Below are 16,791 nucleotides of genomic sequence, written 5' to 3'. Positions count from 1 at the left end.
GCGCGGCGGCGCACACCTCCCCACAGGTGCGCCGTCTGCAGCTCCGGGTCCCCTTGGACCGGAGCACCGCGAGGCTCCCGGACCCTCACCTTCTCGAGGTTCTCCGGGGGCCTCGTCTGCGAGGCGCGGGAATGCTCTACTCTGCTATATGCCCCTCAATCATCAAGATCGGATGACTGTGTCGTCACTCGATCGGATTGATCGGGAGAACAGCAGAGATGTCATCGCCGTCGCTGGAGCGGACACCGCCGGTCGACCCGTCCGAGGTCGAGAGCCTGGCCAGGCGCTGGCTGCGCGCCGGCGTCGTGATCGTCACCGGAGAACGCGGCGCCGGTGAGGACGAACTCGCCCGTGCCCTGGTCGAGCAGCGCCGGGAGCACGTCGCCGTACTCGACGCCGAGGTCCCGCACCGGGGCAGGGCGCCGAGTGGCTGGCTGCTCGAGGAACTGGGTCTCTCGGACGCCGACTCGGTGAACGAGCGGACCACGGACTCCCTGTCGCGGGACATCGCCGCCACCCTGGCCGAGGCGACCATCGTCGTGCGCGGAGCCGGCCGCGCGGATGCGCGCAGCCTGCGAATCCTGAACGCGCTGGCCGGCAGGGAACGGGGTATCCGGCTCATCCTCATCGAAGCGGATGCCGCGATCGCCGACGCCGTCCTCGCGGAGTTCCGTGGCGCGGTGCGCGTCGCACTGCCGAGGATGAGCGGCGCGGTGCTGCGCGCGCAGGTCGAGCGGCTCATCGGCGCGGTTCCGGTGGAGGAGGACGTCCTCTCGCTCGAGGATGCATCCGGAGGATCCTTCCGCGCGCTGTGCTGGCTGCTCGACCTGGCCGCTGCGAACGACGGCCTGGTGATCGACCGCGGTGTGGTGCACCTGCGCTTCGACAACCCGGCCGCAGGGGCGCTGCCTCAGTGGTCGATCGAGCGGCTGTCGGGCGACCCCGCCGCTGAGGCGCTCGCCGTCACAGGTTCGCTGCCCCTCCTCGCGGTGGAACGACTCGGGCTGCTCTCCGAGACAGCTGCGCTGGAGTCCGCCGGCCTCGCCGCCACGACCGACGGCAGGGTGCGGCTCACATCGTCTGCGCTCCGATGGGATGTCGCAGGACGGATCGGTGCATCGGCGCGACGGTTGCTGCTGGTCAGGGTCGTGCAGGCACTCGGTGAGGGATCGGTGCTGGGGGCGATGCCGGGTGCGGACGCCGCGGAACTGATGATGTGGGCCTGGTCGGTGCAGCTGCCGCTGCCCGTGCAGCTCGAGGAGAAGGTGATCGGTTACCTGATCCGCAGCGGCAGGCACCAGCGCGCGGTGAATCTCGCGGGGCGCACCGATCACCCGCTGCATCCGTCCGTGCACGCGGATCTCGCGTATGCGCATGCGGTGCTCGACGACGATGATGCGGTGGCAGCCATCGCACATGAGCTTCTCCGCAGCCATCCGGCCGCCGCGACCATCGAGGCCGTGGGGCTGGCGCTCGTGCTCGGGCTGTTCCGCGACTCCGCCAGCGTCGTCTACGACGAAGCGCTCGCGGCGGTGATCGCGTGGGCGGCGGAGCACGCCCCGCACAGCGCGCACCTGTTGCGCGGATACCTCGCGCTGGTGCGACCGGACCGGGATGCTCCATGGCCGGCGCTGGAGGCCATGGTGGACGATGCCGGCGCCGCGGCGCTGACGCGGGCCAGGGCGGCGCGGGTGCTCGCTCTGCGCGCCTGGAAGGACGGCAGGCCGGTCACCGCGACAGCGCTGGTGGAGCAGGCGGCGCAGCTGCATGCGGGCTGTGCGATCGACGCCGCGATGACCCTGTTCCTGCGGGCCGCCGGCGGCATCCTCACGCCGGACTTCGCCGGCGCGGGCCGCGCGCTGGCGGCCAGCGCCGTGCTGGGCTCGCCGTCGCGGCTGGGTGGTCTGCTCTGGGCGGCCCAGGCCGTGTACCGCGGCGACGTGGCCGCCGCGCGGTTGATCGCCGAGCCGCTGCTGGACGGATACGGAGAGATCGACGACCGAGTGCTCGCTCCTATGGCGGCATCCATCGTGTCGATCGCGAGCTCGATGCTCGGCGACGGTGAGCGGGCGCGCCAGATGCTCGAGGCCGCCTACGACCTCGAATCGCCGTCGGCGATCGTCAGTGCGGCGAACGCGCACCTGCGGGGGATCGCGGCGACGCAGCTGCAGCCCGAGCCGCTCCACGACGAGGGCGTCGCCGGGTACTCCGCGGCCGCGGAGGAGGGGCGGGCGCTGGACTTCCGGCTCCTCGAGCTGCTCGGCACCTATCGTCTGGCGCATGAGCTCGGCGCGGGCCATCAATCCGCGCTGTGGGCGTGGATCGCAGATCAGCTCACCGGACCGGATCCGCTCGAGGGCGTTCCGGCGCTGTTCGCCGCGATGGCCAGGGCCGTCGGCGAGCGCGACCTCGGCGCACTCGCCGCGCTGGTCCGCCGGCTGTTCCAGGAGGAGCTCCTGCAGGACGCGAAGGTGCTCGCGATGCGCCTGGCCGGCCGGGCCGCCGCTGACATCCCCGCGGCGGCCCGGCGCGGGATCGTGCGGGTGGCGCGGCATCGCTTCGACCGCGAGCGGAAGGATCCGGCATCCGACTCGATCCTCACCCCGCGCGAGCGCGAGGTCGCCGCGCAGATCGTGGTCGGTCTCAGTGATCGCGAGATCGCGGAGCGGCTGGGGCGCTCCCGGCGCACGGTGACCACGCATGTCGGGCGCATCCTGCGCAAGCTCGACCTCGCGAGCCGGCGCGACCTGACCGCCCCGCTCGCAGAGCGGCACGGCGTCGAGCTCGCCGGCCCCTGATCCGTGTACGTACATGTACGTATGTCTGGTGCGTGCCGGCCCCGGCAACCTGATCTGAAGGGGCCCATGCAGATGTGGGCGGGGATCAGCAGTTGGGGGCATTATGCTGACTTTGGAGAAGGAGACGACGCTGCACGGCGTTCCGGCGACCCGCCGGCTGGACAGCTGGGGCTGGCGAACGGATGACGTGTCTGCGCGCGTCGCGGGGGATCGACTGATGACCACGCGGCTCGCCGTCGGGCGGTTCCGCACGACCGCGCGGCACCTCACGCTCGTCCCGCAGGACGAGGATGCGGTGACGGTCGTGTTCATGATCTCGGGCGAGGTGCACGTCGATCCGCTCGGCACGTTGTTCGCGCCGGGGCAGGCGCTGATCGCGGATGCGGGCGTCGTGTGCCGGCTTCGGGCGGATGCGCCGTACTCGCTGATGCACGCGACGATCCCGAACGGGTTCCGCGACACCGTCACGGCCGGGGCGCCGGTCCTCGTCCGGGCGCCGGACGACCTTCGTCAGCTCACCATGTCGTTCATGACCGCGCTGCTGAACGCATCGCGGCAGCTGGAGATCGGCCGTGCGGCCTTCGTCATCGAAGCCGCACACAACCTGCTCGAGAACGTGCATCAGCTCGCGGCCTCGCAGCAGCGTTTCGGACGGCGCTCGATCGTGCGCGACATCGACTCGGCGCAGATCGTGCTGGCGGAGCACGTCGACGATCCGACGCTGAACGTCGAGAGGATGGCGGAGCTGCTGCGGGTCTCCCGCGCACAGCTGTTCCGCATCTTCGAGGCGGCGGGCACCACGCCGATGCGCCGGCTCGCCGAGGTGCGGGCGCGCAAGGCGGCGCTGCTCCTGGAGGAGGGGGTGCTCGCCGACCGCGACGTCGCCGAGCGGACCGGGTTCTCCAGTCCGCGGGCGATGCGCACCGCACTGAGCCGGGCCCGCGCCGCCTGAACCGCGGGCTCGCCTGAGGAGCACTGGCCGACGCGATCCTCCCGATTCAGCAATCCGGAAGGTCGCACCCGCGAGAATGATTCTCATGCCAGGAAGCGTCGCCCTCGCGCACACGCACGACACCCGGCGCCGCTCGCCGTGGATCGGTGTCGGCGTGGGTGCCGGCATCCTCGCGATCCTGCTGCTGATCAACCGCTTCGCGCCGGCGCTGTTCACCGATACCCTGCCCACGCGGATGCAAGACGGCTTGACCCTCACGCTCAGCGTGCTGATCGAGGCGCTGCCGTGGGTGTTCATCGGCGTGGTGCTGTCGATCGTCGTTCAGGTCTGGCTGCCGTCCGACGCGGTGCAGCGCTGGCTGCCGCGCAACGCCTGGGCGCGGCGGGCTGTGCTGTCGCTGCTGGGGATGGTGGTGCCGGTGTGCGAGTGCGGCAACGTACCGTTCGCGCGCGGACTGATGATGCGCGGCCTGGCGCCGGCCGAGGCGCTGACGTTCCTGATCGCGGCGCCGATCGTGAACCCGATCGTCATCCTGACCACGCACGCGGCATTCGGCTGGGACGCAGGCATCCTCGTGGCACGTCTGGTCGGCGGCTTCCTCATCGCCAACCTCATCGGCTGGATCTACAGCCTGCACCACGACCAGGACGGCCTGCTCACGGAGCGGTTCATCGCCACCTGCGAGCTCATCGAGCACGAGCCGGGCAGCCCGGTGCGCCGCAGCCTCGCGCAGTTCCTCGTCGAGCTGCGTGCGGTCATGCCCGCGCTCGTCATCGGCTCCGCGATCGCCGGTGCGGTGCAGGTGCTCGTCCCGCGCGAGGTCCTCATCGCCGTCGGGTCGAACCCGGCGCTCTCGATCGTGGCGATGATGGCGTTGGCGATGACGGTCGCGATCTGCTCGAACGTCGACGCGTTCTTCGCGCTGTCGTTCGCCTCCACCTTCTCGCCTGGTGCGATCGTCGCGTTCCTGCTGGTCGGCCCGCTGGTCGATGTGAAGATGCTCGCCCTGCTGCGCACGACGTTCCGCTGGCGAGTGCTCGGCGTCATCGTCGCGGTGGTCCTGCTCTCGGCCTTCACGATCGGGATGGCGGTGAACGCCCTTGTCTGATCTCGACGGTTCCGCTCGCCGGCGCGCCCTCGCCTCACGCTGGCTCGGCGTCGGCCTGGCCTCGGTGATCGCCGTCGTCACGCTGGGCCTCGCCATCACCGGGCGGCTCACCCTGTACATCAGCCCGGACACGGTCTGGTTCGCGTCCGCCGCAGCCGTGCTCATGCTGATCGGCGCGGTGTGGACCTGTTTCCTTCCGCTGGGTGCCGAGAGCGACCACGACCACGGACACGATCATGATCACGGCCACGCGGATGCCGGATCGACGCGACGTCTGCTGACCGGCATCGGAACCTGGACCGCGGGAATCCTCGCATCCGCCGTCGTGCTCGCCGCGCTGTTCCTGCCGCCGGCGTCGCTGTCTGCGGAGATCGCGATGCAGCGCGCGGGCGAGAGCACCGTGCTCTTCGCCGGCGCGGACGACGTCGACCTCGGTGTCGCCGACACCACGACGTTCGGCGTCGGCGACTGGGCGAACGTGTTCGCCAACGCCACCCGGCCGGAGAATTACGACGGCGCCACGGTCACGCTGACCGGCTTCGCGACGCCCGTCGAGGGTCAGAAGGGCGAACTCGGACTGACCCGGATGGTGATCACGCACTGCGTGATCGACGCGCGTCCGGCATCCGTGCCCGTCGACGCGAAGGACGGCTCGTACAAGACCGGCGACTGGATCGAGGTCACGGGCACGGTGAAGGCGGATGCCGACGGCGCCCTGCGCATCGAGCCGACCTCGGTGAAGCGCGTCGACGAGCCGAAGGACCCGTATGAGTACTGACGGCCAGGGCACGGGGGACCAGCCGCTCACCCGCGCACAGCTGCGCGCCATGCGCGAGGCGGCGGCCCGCGAGGCTGGCACATCCGCGCCGGCCGACCGCCCTCCGGTTCCGGTCTCAACGGATGCGGGTGCGGGCGGCCTGCGACCCGCAACGAGTGAGACCGGAACAGGGGAAGCGCCGACGCCGGGGAGCGGATCGGGTTCTGGCACGGTTGCTCCCGGGGCGGCGGGCGACGTGCACGTCGCCGACGTGCCGGACTCATCGTCCGCCGACCGTCTTCCGGTTGCGGTCTCAACGGATGCGGGTGCAGGCCGCCTCCGACCCGCAACGAGTGAGACCGGGACCGGGGGCAGGTCCGGGACAGCGGAAGCATCGACCCGGACGCGGCGGTTCGGGGTCGTGCTCGCCGCCGTGCTCGGCATCCTGCTCGTCGTCGGGGCCGGCCTCACCGCGGTGAGTCTGCTGCAGGGGCCGCGGGTCTCTGCGGTGCAGGTGAACCCGCAGCAGGCCATCGAGTCCTCGGGCAGCCGTGTGATCCTGACCGCGAACCAGCCGCTGGCGGCCATCGACGAGTCCCAGGTGACCGTCGAGCCTGCGGTGCCGTTCACGATCGACGCGGCCGGCCGCAGCATCGGCATCCGCTTCACTGTTCCGCTCGACGACGCCACCGAGTACTCCGTCCGGGTCGCCGGCGCCGAGCGTGTGGGTGGCGGACCGTCTTCCGATCTCGAGACGTCGTTCACGACGCCGGATTCGCAGATCCTGCTGCTGCAGCGCAGCGACGGGGACGACAAGATCTTCACCACCGACCTCACCGGCGAGCACGGCGCCGCGGTGTTCAGTGCCCCGCAGATCCTCGACTTCCGCGCCACCTCGTCGCGGCTCGTCGTCGCGGTCGAGGAGGACGGCGGATCGCGGCTCCTCGTGATGAACAGGGACGGCACGGGGCAGCGCGAACTGAAGCTGCCCGGAACCGGGTACGTCTCCACGCTGCAGGTCTCGGATCGTGGCGACCTCGTCGCCTACAGCTACTCGGATGCCGACCTCACCGAGACCTCGGGGCGGGAGAGCGTGCTGGTCACCCAGTCCCTGAGCGGCAAGGGCGAGCCGCGGGTCGTGAAGGTCGGCGGCAAGGAGGCCAGTATCGGGGACTGGCAGTTCGTGCCGGACACCTCCTCGCTGCTGTTCCTCGACTTCGACGGTGCGCTGTCGGTCGAGGACCCGACCGGTGACGCCGGCGTCAAGCCGATGGGCACCGCCGCCCAGATCCTCGGCGTCACCCGCGGCACCTTCACCGCGATCGTGGAGCGGGCGACGGGCGAGATCGTCGAGCTGAACCTCACCGACGGCTCCGAGCAGCCGATGCCGGCGACCGATCCCGACTACGGTCTGCCCACGGCCGTCGTCCCCTTCCCGGGCGGAGCCCTGCAGCACGTCGTCCAGCGCGACGAGACCGGCATGCCGATCGGTCAGTCGGTGATCACCGTGGCGCCGGATGGCACGGCGAAGCCCGTCTTCGAGGTCGGTGAAGACGATGCCATCCTGCAGGTCTGCGTCTCACCGAGCGGGCAGTATGCCGCGGTGACGGTGACGCCCGACCTCACGGACAATCCTTACGACGAGCTGCTCATGCCGCTGCCGAAGAAGATCCGCACGCACCTGATCGATCTGCGCTCGGGCGAGGCGCTCACCACGCTGAACGGGTTCGACGTCTCCTGGTGCCACAGCGGTCCGCAGGCCTGAGCGCGGGTGCGCCCAGGCCTGCGGGGCCCGTCAGCTCACCGGTACGGATGGCTCGCGTCGGACGCTCCCCGGCAGCCACATCCGATCCCCGACGACAGAGAACAGCGCGGGCACGACCAGCGTCCTGACCACGAGGGTGTCCACGAGCACGCCGATCCCCACGATCAGGCCGATCTGCCCGAGCGTGACGAGCGGCAGCATCCCGAGCGCGGCGAACACCCCGGCCAGCACGACGCCGGCGCTGGTGATGACACCGCCGGTGGCGGCGAGAGCGTTGATCATCCCCTCCCGGGTGCCCACCCTGGCCGCCTCGGTCCGCGCGCGGTGCACGAGGAAGATCGTGTAGTCGACCCCGAGAGCCACGAGGAAAAGGAACGCCAGCAGCGGAACCTGCAGGTCGAGGGCGTCCCAGCCGAACAGCACCCTGCTCAGCCACGCGCCGGCGCCGATCGCCGCGATCGCCGTCACCGCGTTCACCAGCAGCAGCACGATCGGCGCGACCAGCGCCCGCAGCAGCAGCACGAGGACGATCAGCGAGACCAGCAGCACGAGCGGGGCGATCACCAGGAAGTCGTACAGGTTCCCGGAGCGCGCATCCAGTTCGGCCGCCCCCTGCCCGCCGACGAGCGCGTCGGCGCCGGACACGTCGTGAGCGGCAGCGCGGACGTCCTCGATCAGGGCCCTGTTCTCGGCGGTGCCCGGTGCGGCGTCGCCGGTGACGACGAGCTTCGCGAGGGCGCCGTCGGCGCTCTCGCCGGCGGCGGTCACGTGCTCGACGCCGTCGACATCCTCGATCGCCGCGGTCACCTCATCGGATGCCGCGGAATCGGCGATCACGATCATCGGCTGCGCGAGCCCCGGCGGGAAGTGCTCGCCGAGCACCTCGAGCCCGGCGGCGGACTCGGACGGCACCCGGAACTTCTCCACCTGACTGAGTCCGATCGAGGCGCCCAGCACGCCAGAAGCCATCACCGCGAGCAGGGCCACGCCGCCGACGAGCGGCAGCCACGGCCGACGCACCACGGAGCGGGCGACGGCACGCCACGCGCGGCCCTCACCGACCGCACGTCCGGGGCGAGGGACGAAGGGCCAGAACAGTCCGCGACCGCACACCGCCAGCGCCGGAGGCAGCACCAGCAGCACGGCCGCGAGCGCGATCAGCAGCCCGACGGCCGAGGCGACGCCCAGCCCGCGGGTGCCGGGGATCACGGCCAGCACCAGTGTGAGCAGCGACAGCACGACGGTCGCGTTCGACGCGAGGATGGCCGGGGCAGTCGTCCGGTAGGCGGTGGCGAGTGCGGTGCGGTGGTCATCCGAGCGCTGCAGCTCCTCCCGGTAACGGGAGACCAGCAGCAGCGCGTAGTTCGTGCCGGCTCCGAACACCAGGACGCTGACGATGCCGGTGTCGAACTGCAGCTCCAGCGCGTTGCCGATCGCCGCGGTGACCTTGCCCGCCAGTTGGTCGGCGAAGGCGACGACGGCGAGCGGCACGAGCCACAGCACGGGAGAACGGTAAGTGATGATCAGCAGCAGCGCGACGATCAGGATGGTCACGAGCAGCAATGTGAAGTCGGCGCCGTCGAATGCGGCGGCGACATCCGCACCGAAGGCGGGACCTCCGGTCACCTGCATCGTCACGCCGTCGATCGGATGCTGCGCCACGACCTCGCGCACACCGTCGACAGCGGCTTCGGCCTGATCGTCGTCGGCAGCCGACACGGTCGCCTGCAGCGCCGCGGCCTCGCCGTCGTCGCTGGGCATCGGCCCGAAGACGTCCTCGCCGGTCTCGGTGGAGATCGGGTCGGAGAGCGCGGCGAGCGCCCGCAGATCGGTCTCGGTCAGCTCGCCGCCGTCATCGCGGCTCGCCACGATCAGGAGCGCCTGCTGATCGGCATCCGGGAATCGCTGCTCGAGGGCGGTCACCTGAGCCGACTCGGAGTCGGCCGGGGCGCTGCCGCTGCGGGCATCCAGCGTCACGCGACCGAACGCGCCGATGAGCGCGACCAGCACCAGCACGCCGGTGATGAGAGAGATCCACGCGCCTCGGCGCGAGGTGAGGACAGAGGGGAGGGAACGGAGGAATCTCGGCACCAGTCCAGCACACCGGAGCGCTGCTTCGGGCGGATCGCGCTTCCGATGGAGATCCTTCTCGATCGAAAGATGGAGATGCTCTAAAAAACAGAACTCTTGACTTTAGAGGGAGTGCAGGTCTTCAATGGAGGGAGCAACCGAGGAGGACGGTCATGACGTTGTCGCTGGCATACGCCGAAGAGGAGGACGCGGCCGTCCCGGTCGAGGACCGGGTGCGCATCCGGGCGCTGCCACGCGCGATCGATCCGGATGCGGCTGCCGTCGCGGCGCATGCACTGCTGCGCGCCCTCGGCATCGACCCGGACGACCCGGACACCCCCGATCTTGCGCGGACCCCGAAGCGCTTCGCGGATGCGTACGCCGAGCTGCTCAGCCCGCAGCCGTTCGACTTCACCACCTTCGCGAACCCGGACGGCTACGACGAGCTGGTGCTCGTGCGCGACATCCCGGTGCACTCGATCTGCGAGCACCACCTGCTGCCGTTCAGCGGCGTCGCGCATGTCGCGTACCTGCCGGCGGACCGTGTCGTCGGGCTGTCGAAGATCCCGCGGATGGTGGATCACTTCTCCCGCCGGCCGCAGACCCAGGAGCGGCTGACCGTGCAGGTCGCCGACGCGCTGGCGCTGCACCTGCAGCCACGCGGCGTCGGCGTCGTGATCGAGGCGACGCACAGCTGCATGACCCTGCGCGGTGCGCGCGCCGGGGGAGCTGCGACCAAGACCTCGGCGCTGCGCGGCGTGCTGCGCGAAGACGCTCGCTCCCGCGCGGAGTTCCTGGCGCTCGTCACCGAGAGGAGAGCATGATGACCATCGTGATCATCGGCGGCGGCCTCGCCGCCGGCACCGCCGTCACCGAGCTCCGGGAGAACGGGTACGACGGCGAGCTGGTGGTGTTCGCCGCGGAGGAGCATGCGCCGTACGAGAGGCCGCCGCTGTCGAAGGACGTGCTGCTCGGCAAGAAGGGCGTGGAGGCCGCGCTCGTGCACGACGACGGCTGGTACGGCGAGCACGACGTGCAGCTGCACATCGGCACCCGGGTGACCGCGATCGATCCCGCCGCGCGCACCGTCACCGCAGGCGATGAAGTGGTGCACTTCGACAGGCTGCTGATCGCCACCGGTGCGCAGCCGCGGCACTTCGACGTCGCCGACCGCGTCGCCGCACCGGTGTACCTGCGCACCATGGAGGACAGCGTCGCGCTCACGCAGCGCCTGATCGCGGGTGCGAAGGTCGTGATCGTCGGCGCGGGCTGGATCGGACTCGAGGTCGCCGCCGCCGCCCGGATCGCCGGGGCCGACGTCATCGTCTACGAGGTCGCGGAGCTGCCGCTGGTGCGGGTGCTGGGGCCCGAGGTCGCCGCGGTGTTCGCCGATCTGCACCGCGCGCACGGCGTCGACCTGCGGCTGGGTACCTCCGCCACCGAGGACGAGATGGCCGCCGCGGACGTGCTGGTGGTCGGGGTCGGCGCCGCACCCGACACCGCACTGGCCGAGGCGGCAGGACTGGCAGTGGACAACGGCATCCTCGTCGACGCGAACCTGCGCACCTCCGATCCCGACATCTACGCCATCGGCGACGTCGCGAACCACGACCATCCGGTGCTGGGCCGCCGTATCCGCGTCGAGCACTGGGACACCGCGATCGAGCAGGGCAAGGTCGCTGCGCGCAACCTGCTCGGCGCCGGCGAGCCGTACACGCACCTGCCGTACTTCTTCACCGACCAGTACGACCTCGGTATGGAGTACTTCGGCAGCGTCGGCCCCGAGGGATACGACCGCGTCGACATCGAGGGCGACACGGATGCGGCGAATGGCGGCGCGTTCCGCGCCTACTGGGTCTCCGGAGGGACGGTCGTCGCCGCCATGCACGCGAACGACTGGGATGCGTCGGATGCGGTGCGCGACAGCGTGGGGACGGCGCGATGACTGTCGCCGTGTCGACCGGCGTGCGCCGCATCGGTGGACGCGCCTTCGACTTCGACCGCCAGGTCGCCGTGATGGCGGTCGTGAACCGCACCCCGGACTCGTTCTCGGATCACGGCGTGAACTTCGCGCTCGACAACGCCGTCGCCAGCGCCCTGCGGGCGGCCGAGCGGGGCGCCGACTGGGTCGACGTCGGCGGCGTGCCGTTCGGGAGAGGCCCCGCCGTGTCCGTGGTGGAGGAGATCGACCGGGTCGTGCCTGTGGTCGCGGCGATCGCGGGATCGGACGCCGATGTCGTGATCTCCGTCGACACGAACTCCGCCGCCGTCGCCGAGGCGGCGATCGCCGCCGGCGCCGCGGTGATCAACGACACCAGCGGTCTCGGCGACCCGCGGATGGCCGAGGTCGTGGCCGGCAGTGACGCGCACGTCGTGATCACCCACAGCGTCGGCCCGCCGCGCGCCGAGAAACCGGCAGCGCACTTCGACGACGTGGTCGCCGAGGTGCGCGCGTTCCTGCTCGAACGCGTGGCCAGGGCGGAGGAGGCCGGAGTGCCCCGTGAGCGCATCATCATCGATCCCGGTCACGACCTCGACAAGAACACGCTGCACTCGCTGGAGATCACGCGGCGGCTTCCCGAGATCGCCGACATCGGCCTGCCGTTGCTGGTGGCGGTGTCGAACAAGGACTTCATCGGCGAGTCGATCGACCGGCCGCAGGGCGAGAGGCAGGCCGGCTCGCTCGCGGCGATGACGGCCTGCATCCTGGGTGGAGCGCGGATCGTGCGGATGCACGACGTCGCAGAGACCGTCGACGCGGTGCGGATGACCGAGGCGATCCTGGGCTGGCGCCCGCCGGTGCGACTGGAGCACAACACGCATCCGACGCACAATGTCTGACGTGGATCTGCTCTGGCCGGACCCGGCATCCGGACTCGACGATGAGGCGCTGCTCGCGCTGATCGCGATGCCGGAGGGCCGCGATTGGCTGCGGATGAACTTCATCGCGTCGATCGACGGTGCGGCCACCCGCGACGGCCGGTCCGGCGGGCTGGGGGACGCCGCCGACCGGCGCCTGTTCGATCTGCTCCGCCGCCCCGCCGATGCGATCCTGCTCGGCGCCGGAACGGCGCGCATCGAGGGCTACGGCGGGATGCGGCTCGATGCGGCATCCGTCGCCTGGCGCGAGGCGCGGGGCCTGGCCGCGCACCCGACATTCGTGCTGATCTCGCGCAGCCTGCACCTCGACCCGGCGTCGCCGATCTTCACCGAGGCGCCAGTGCGCCCGATCATCTGCACGGTCGTCGGCGCGCCGGCGCGGAGACTCGCGGATGTCGCCGACGTGATCGTGTGCGGAGAAGGGGATGTCGATCCGCTCCGCGTGCGGGCGGAGCTCGCCGACCGGGGACTCCGGCACGTGCACGGCGAGGGCGGCCCGCACGTGTTCGGGTCGTTCCTCGCCGCGGGCGCCGTCGACGCCCTGCATCTGACGATCGCGCCGACACTCGAGGGCGGAGCATCCGGCCGGATCACCTCCGGCGCGACGGCATCCCCGACCGGCATGCACCTGGCATCCGTCCTCCGCGCCGCCGACGAGCTGTTCCTGCACTACGCCCGGTCGTGACCCGCAACGGTTGAGACCGGAGCCAACGGAGCGCGATCCTCATGATGCTCCGGTCTCACTCGTTGCGGGTGTTTCGACGGCGGGACCCGCATCCGTTGGGACCGGAATGAGTGAGCGGCCGGAAGCATAGGACGTCACGCGGCCTCGGCGCGCCCGGGATCCTGAGACAATAGGGGTTCGCGACCCCGAGGAGTCCCTGTGCAGTTCATCTCCACCCGCGGCGGCATGGCGCCGCTGCCGTACTCCGAGACGCTGCTCGAAGGCCTGGCCACCGACGGCGGACTCGCCGTGCCCGAGGAGCTTCCGCAGGTGGATGCCGGCACGCTGGCCTCCTGGCGCCGGCTCTCGTACCCCGAGCTCGCCACCGAGGTGCTCGGCCTGTTCGCCACCGACATCCCGCGCGAGGACCTGGCGCGGATGACCGCGGCCGCCTACACGGACTTCCCGACCGACGTCGTGCCGTTGCGCCCGATCGACGGCGGCCTCACGCTCGTCGGCCTCAGCGAGGGCCCGACCCTTGCGTTCAAGGACATGGCGATGCAGTTCCTCGGCCAGGTCATGGAGTACGTGCTGGAGCGCAAGGACGGCGTGCTGAACATCGTCGGCGCGACCTCGGGCGACACCGGCTCCGCAGCCGAGCACGCGCTGCGCGGCAAGGAGCGCGTCGCGGTGTTCATGCTCTCGCCGCAGGGCCGGATGAGTGCGTTCCAGCGCGCGCAGATGTACTCGCTCGCCGACGAGAACGTGCACAACATCGCCATCGAGGGCGTGTTCGACGACTGCCAGAACCTGGTGAAGGCGCTCGCCGGCGACGTGCCGTTCAAGCGCACCTGGAGCCTCGGCGCGGTGAACTCGATCAACCTCGCGCGCATCACCGCGCAGGTCGTCTACTATTTCTGGGCCTGGCTGCGCGCGACCGACGCGATGGGCCCGACCGAGGTCTCGTTCACGGTGCCCTCTGGCAACTTCGGCAACATCCTGTCCGGCTTCTGGGCGAAGCGGATGGGCCTGCCGGTGCGCCGACTCGTGCTCGCCGCCAACGAGAACAACGTGCTCGACGAGTTCTTCCGCACGGGCGTGTACCGGCCGCGGTCGGCCGCCGACACCCTCGCCACGTCCAGCCCGTCGATGGACATCTCGAAGGCATCGAACCTGGAGCGGTTCATCTACGCCGTGGTCGGACGTGACGCCGAGCGCGTGCGGCAGCTGTGGGCCGACCTTGATCGGCAGGGGTACTTCGACCTCTCCGCCGAGCAGCCGCGGTTCGAGGCCGAGTTCGGCATCGTCAGCGGTACGTCCACGCACGCCGACCGGCTCGCCACCATCAAGGCCGTGCACGAGGCGACCGGCGAGATCATCGATCCGCACACCGCCGACGGCGTCCGCATCGCCCGCGAGCACGTCGAGGACGGCGTGCCGATGCTCGTGCTCGAGACCGCCAAGCCGCAGAAGTTCGCCGAGACCATCGTCGAGGCGATCGGCGTCGAGCTGGACTACTCGCCCGAGCTGCAGGAGATGCTCGCCGCGCCGCAGCATGTCACCGAACTCCCCGATGACGAGCAGGCGCTGCGCGCCTTCGTCGAGGCCAACGCGCTGCGCTGACAAGAGCTCTCAGCATACCCCCAGGGGTATGACTGATACCCTCGGGGGTATGTGTAGAGCAGTGACGTGCAAGACGTGTGGAAAGACGACGTGGGCCGGATGCGGCCAGCACGTCGACAGCGTGAAGAAGAGCGTGCCCGCATCGCAGTGGTGCCCCGGGCACGACGACGAGCCGGCGCCGACCGGATTCTTCGGGAAGCTCTTCGGAAAGGCCTGACATGCGCGTGATCATCGTGGGCGGTGTCGCGGGCGGGATGTCCGCGGCCACGCGACTGCGGCGACTCGACGAGAGCGCCGAGATCGTCGTGATCGAGCAGGGCGACTACGTCAGCTTCGCGAACTGCGGGCTGCCGTACTACGTGGGCGGCGTCATCGACGACAGGCAGTCGCTGCTGCTGCAGACGCCGGAGTCGCTGCGCGCGCGCTTCGACCTGGACGTGCGTACCAGGACCGAGGTCATCTCGATCGACCGAGTCGCCCGCACCCTGGAGATCCGCGATGTGCGGACCGGCGCGGTCTCGGAAGAGCGGTACGACCACCTGATCATCGCCACCGGCGCCGCACCCGCCGGCGCCTTCGAAGCTGCCGCCGGCGGACCCGCGGTCGCGACGCTGCGCACGATCGACGACATCGACCGCATCACCGCCGTGCTCGACGCGCTGCCCGGCGTAACCACGGGCTCGGCGGTCGTCGCCGGCGGCGGATTCATCGGACTCGAAGCCGTCGACAACCTCGTGCGCCGCGGACTCGAGGTCACGCTCGTGCAGCACGGCGCGCATCCGCTCAGCCCGCTCGACCCCGAGATGGCCGCGGTCGTCGTCGACGAGCTGCGCGCGCACGGCGTCGACCTGCGCACCCGCACCACGGTGGAGAGCATCGACGCCGACGGCGTGCACCTCGACGACGGCGGCACGATCGCCGCCGACATCGTCATCGACGCCAGGGGCGTCCGCCCCGCGGCGTCCCTGCTCGTCGCCGCCGGACTCGAGCCTGGCGCGACCGGGGGGATCCCCGTCGACGGGCACCAGCGCACCGCCGACCCGCGGATCCTCGCGGTCGGAGACGCCGCCGAGAAGATCGACGCCGTCTCCGGCGAGCCCACGCTGGTCACGATGGCCGGCCTCGCCAACCGGCACGGCCGCATCGCGGCCGACGTGATCGCCGCGGAGGAGGGACTCTTCGATCGGATGCCGGACGAGAGCGAGCCTGCCGCGGGTGTCGCCATCATCGGCGTCTTCGATCTCGCCGTGGCGATGGTGGGCTGGAGCGAGCGCCGCCTGATCGACGCGGGGCGCTCGCACCGCGTCATCCACGCGCACCCGACCGACCACGCCGGATACTACCCGGGCGCGGAGCGCCTGACGATGAAGCTGCTGGTGGACCCGTCCACCGACCGCATCCTCGGCGCGCAGGTGATCGGGCGCCGAGGCGCCGACCGCCGCATCGACGTGATCGCGACCGCCATGCAGGCGGGGCTCACGGCGTCGCAGCTGAGCCGCCTCGAGCTCGCCTACGCCCCGCAGTACGGCTCGGCGAAGGACCCGGTGAACATGCTCGGCTACATCGCCGACAACAACGCCACCGGACTGACCCACTCGATCCAGTGGCACGAGCTGTACGAGGCTCAGGCCTCCGGAGCGACCCTGATCGATGTGCGCTCCGCGGCCGAGAACGACGCCGGATCGATCCCCGGCAGCGTGCACATCCCGGTCGACGACCTGCGCACCGCGGACCTGCCGGAGGGCGATCTGATCGTGCACTGCCAGGTCGGCCAGCGCGGTCACACCGCTGCTCGACTGCTCGCGCAGCGCGGTCGCCGGGTGCGCAACCTGGACGGCGGCTACCTGACCTGGAGCGCCGGAGTAAGGATGACGACGAAGGAGTTCGCATGACTGTGATGGATCCGGCCGATGCCGACCTGAAGGCCGCGCTGAACCGGCTGAAGCGTGCGCGCGGCCAGCTGACCGGCGTGATCGACGCGATGGAGTCGGGCGCCGAGTGCCGCGACGTGGTGATCCAGCTCGCGGCGGTCGGCAAGGCGATCGACCGCGCCGGCTTCGCGGTGATCAGCACCGCGCTGCGCACGTGCGTGACGGATGCTGCGGACGCCGGTGAGGATGCCCCGGATCTGGCCGAGCTGGAGAAGCTCTTCCTCACCCTCGCGTGAAGCACGG

Annotated in this window: 13 protein-coding genes; 12 read left to right on the top strand and 1 reads right to left on the bottom strand. The window is 70.8% G+C overall.

The annotated features are described in order from the left end of the window. Nucleotides 1–218 precede the first annotated feature (218 nt). The 5 genes from GON06_RS18750 to GON06_RS11565 all read left to right on the top strand — a co-directional run bounded on the left by GON06_RS18750 (nt 219) and on the right by GON06_RS11565 (nt 7,380). The gene (locus GON06_RS18750; protein ID WP_157312448.1) at nt 219–2,798 is read left to right on the top strand and encodes a helix-turn-helix transcriptional regulator; all 2,580 of its coding nucleotides are present in this window, start codon (nt 219–221) and stop codon (nt 2,796–2,798) included. 103 nt (nt 2,799–2,901) lie between these two features. After that, nucleotides 2,902–3,750 carry a helix-turn-helix transcriptional regulator gene (locus GON06_RS11580; protein ID WP_157312447.1) on the top strand — a complete coding sequence of 283 codons (849 nt, stop codon included), beginning with the start codon at nt 2,902–2,904 and terminating at the stop codon, nt 3,748–3,750. 85 nt (nt 3,751–3,835) lie between these two features. Beyond that, complete coding sequence (locus GON06_RS11575; RefSeq protein WP_232528424.1) at nt 3,836–4,858, top strand: permease; 1,023 nt, start codon at nt 3,836–3,838, stop codon at nt 4,856–4,858. Beyond that, complete coding sequence (locus GON06_RS11570) at nt 4,851–5,636, top strand: TIGR03943 family putative permease subunit (protein ID WP_157312445.1); 786 nt, start codon at nt 4,851–4,853, stop codon at nt 5,634–5,636. The genes GON06_RS11575 and GON06_RS11570 overlap by 8 nt, the downstream gene beginning before the upstream one ends. A 400-nt stretch (nt 5,637–6,036) precedes the next feature. Further along, a complete protein-coding gene (locus GON06_RS11565) occupies nt 6,037–7,380 on the top strand; it encodes a hypothetical protein (RefSeq protein WP_157312444.1) in 1,344 nt (447 codons plus the stop codon). 30 nt (nt 7,381–7,410) lie between these two features. Here GON06_RS11565 and GON06_RS11560 read toward each other — a convergent pair whose 3' ends face one another. Further along, nucleotides 7,411–9,471 carry an MMPL family transporter gene (locus GON06_RS11560; RefSeq protein ID WP_332837450.1) on the bottom strand — a complete coding sequence of 687 codons (2,061 nt, stop codon included), beginning with the start codon at nt 9,469–9,471 and terminating at the stop codon, nt 7,411–7,413. A gap of 152 nt (nt 9,472–9,623) precedes the next feature. Here GON06_RS11560 and folE point away from each other — a divergent pair, with 152 nt between their 5' ends. The 7 genes from folE (at nt 9,624) to GON06_RS11525 (ending at nt 16,784) form a co-directional block, all read left to right on the top strand. Next, on the top strand, nt 9,624–10,274 hold the full coding sequence (gene folE / locus GON06_RS11555; protein WP_157312443.1) for a GTP cyclohydrolase I FolE: 651 nt from the start codon (nt 9,624–9,626) through the stop codon (nt 10,272–10,274). Next, nucleotides 10,274–11,395, top strand: coding sequence for an NAD(P)/FAD-dependent oxidoreductase (locus tag GON06_RS11550; protein WP_157312442.1), 1,122 nt, complete (start codon nt 10,274–10,276; stop codon nt 11,393–11,395). Before folE ends, GON06_RS11550 begins: the two co-directional genes overlap by 1 nt. Then, nucleotides 11,392–12,291: a dihydropteroate synthase gene (gene folP / locus GON06_RS11545; RefSeq protein ID WP_157312441.1), complete on the top strand. Its 900-nt coding sequence runs from the start codon at nt 11,392–11,394 to the stop codon at nt 12,289–12,291. Before GON06_RS11550 ends, folP begins: the two co-directional genes overlap by 4 nt. Nucleotide 12,292: 1 nt before the next feature. After that, on the top strand, nt 12,293–13,015 hold the full coding sequence (locus GON06_RS11540; protein ID WP_332837449.1) for a pyrimidine reductase family protein: 723 nt from the start codon (nt 12,293–12,295) through the stop codon (nt 13,013–13,015). Nucleotides 13,016–13,213: 198 nt separating this feature from the next. Further along, complete coding sequence (thrC, locus tag GON06_RS11535) at nt 13,214–14,617, top strand: threonine synthase (protein WP_332837448.1); 1,404 nt, start codon at nt 13,214–13,216, stop codon at nt 14,615–14,617. A 218-nt stretch (nt 14,618–14,835) separates the two neighbouring features. Beyond that, the gene (locus tag GON06_RS11530; RefSeq protein WP_157312439.1) at nt 14,836–16,509 is read left to right on the top strand and encodes an FAD-dependent oxidoreductase; all 1,674 of its coding nucleotides are present in this window, start codon (nt 14,836–14,838) and stop codon (nt 16,507–16,509) included. After that, nucleotides 16,506–16,784 (top strand): metal-sensitive transcriptional regulator, encoded by a 279-nt coding sequence (locus tag GON06_RS11525; protein ID WP_378736658.1) that lies wholly within the window; start codon nt 16,506–16,508, stop codon nt 16,782–16,784. Before GON06_RS11530 ends, GON06_RS11525 begins: the two co-directional genes overlap by 4 nt. The last annotated feature ends 7 nt before the right edge of the window (nt 16,785–16,791 follow it).

Origin of the sequence: Microbacterium sp. MAH-37, from assembly GCF_009758255.1 — a bacterium.
Lineage (GTDB): Bacteria > Actinomycetota > Actinomycetes > Actinomycetales > Microbacteriaceae > Microbacterium.
This window is presented reverse-complemented; position numbering and strand designations above follow the sequence as displayed.

Excerpts from the sequence above, each read along its gene's own strand:
- GON06_RS18750 (WP_157312448.1), top strand. The coding sequence starts at position 219 with ATGTCATCGCCGTCGCTGGAGCGGACACCGCCGGTCGACCCGTCCGAG.
- GON06_RS11580 (WP_157312447.1), top strand. The coding sequence starts at position 2,902 with ATGCTGACTTTGGAGAAGGAGACGACGCTGCACGGCGTTCCGGCGACC.
- GON06_RS11575 (WP_232528424.1), top strand. The coding sequence starts at position 3,836 with ATGCCAGGAAGCGTCGCCCTCGCGCACACGCACGACACCCGGCGCCGC.
- folE (WP_157312443.1), top strand. The coding sequence starts at position 9,624 with ATGACGTTGTCGCTGGCATACGCCGAAGAGGAGGACGCGGCCGTCCCG.
- GON06_RS11550 (WP_157312442.1), top strand. The coding sequence starts at position 10,274 with ATGACCATCGTGATCATCGGCGGCGGCCTCGCCGCCGGCACCGCCGTC.
- folP (WP_157312441.1), top strand. The coding sequence starts at position 11,392 with ATGACTGTCGCCGTGTCGACCGGCGTGCGCCGCATCGGTGGACGCGCC.
- GON06_RS11530 (WP_157312439.1), top strand. The coding sequence starts at position 14,836 with ATGCGCGTGATCATCGTGGGCGGTGTCGCGGGCGGGATGTCCGCGGCC.
- GON06_RS11525 (WP_378736658.1), top strand. The coding sequence starts at position 16,506 with ATGACTGTGATGGATCCGGCCGATGCCGACCTGAAGGCCGCGCTGAAC.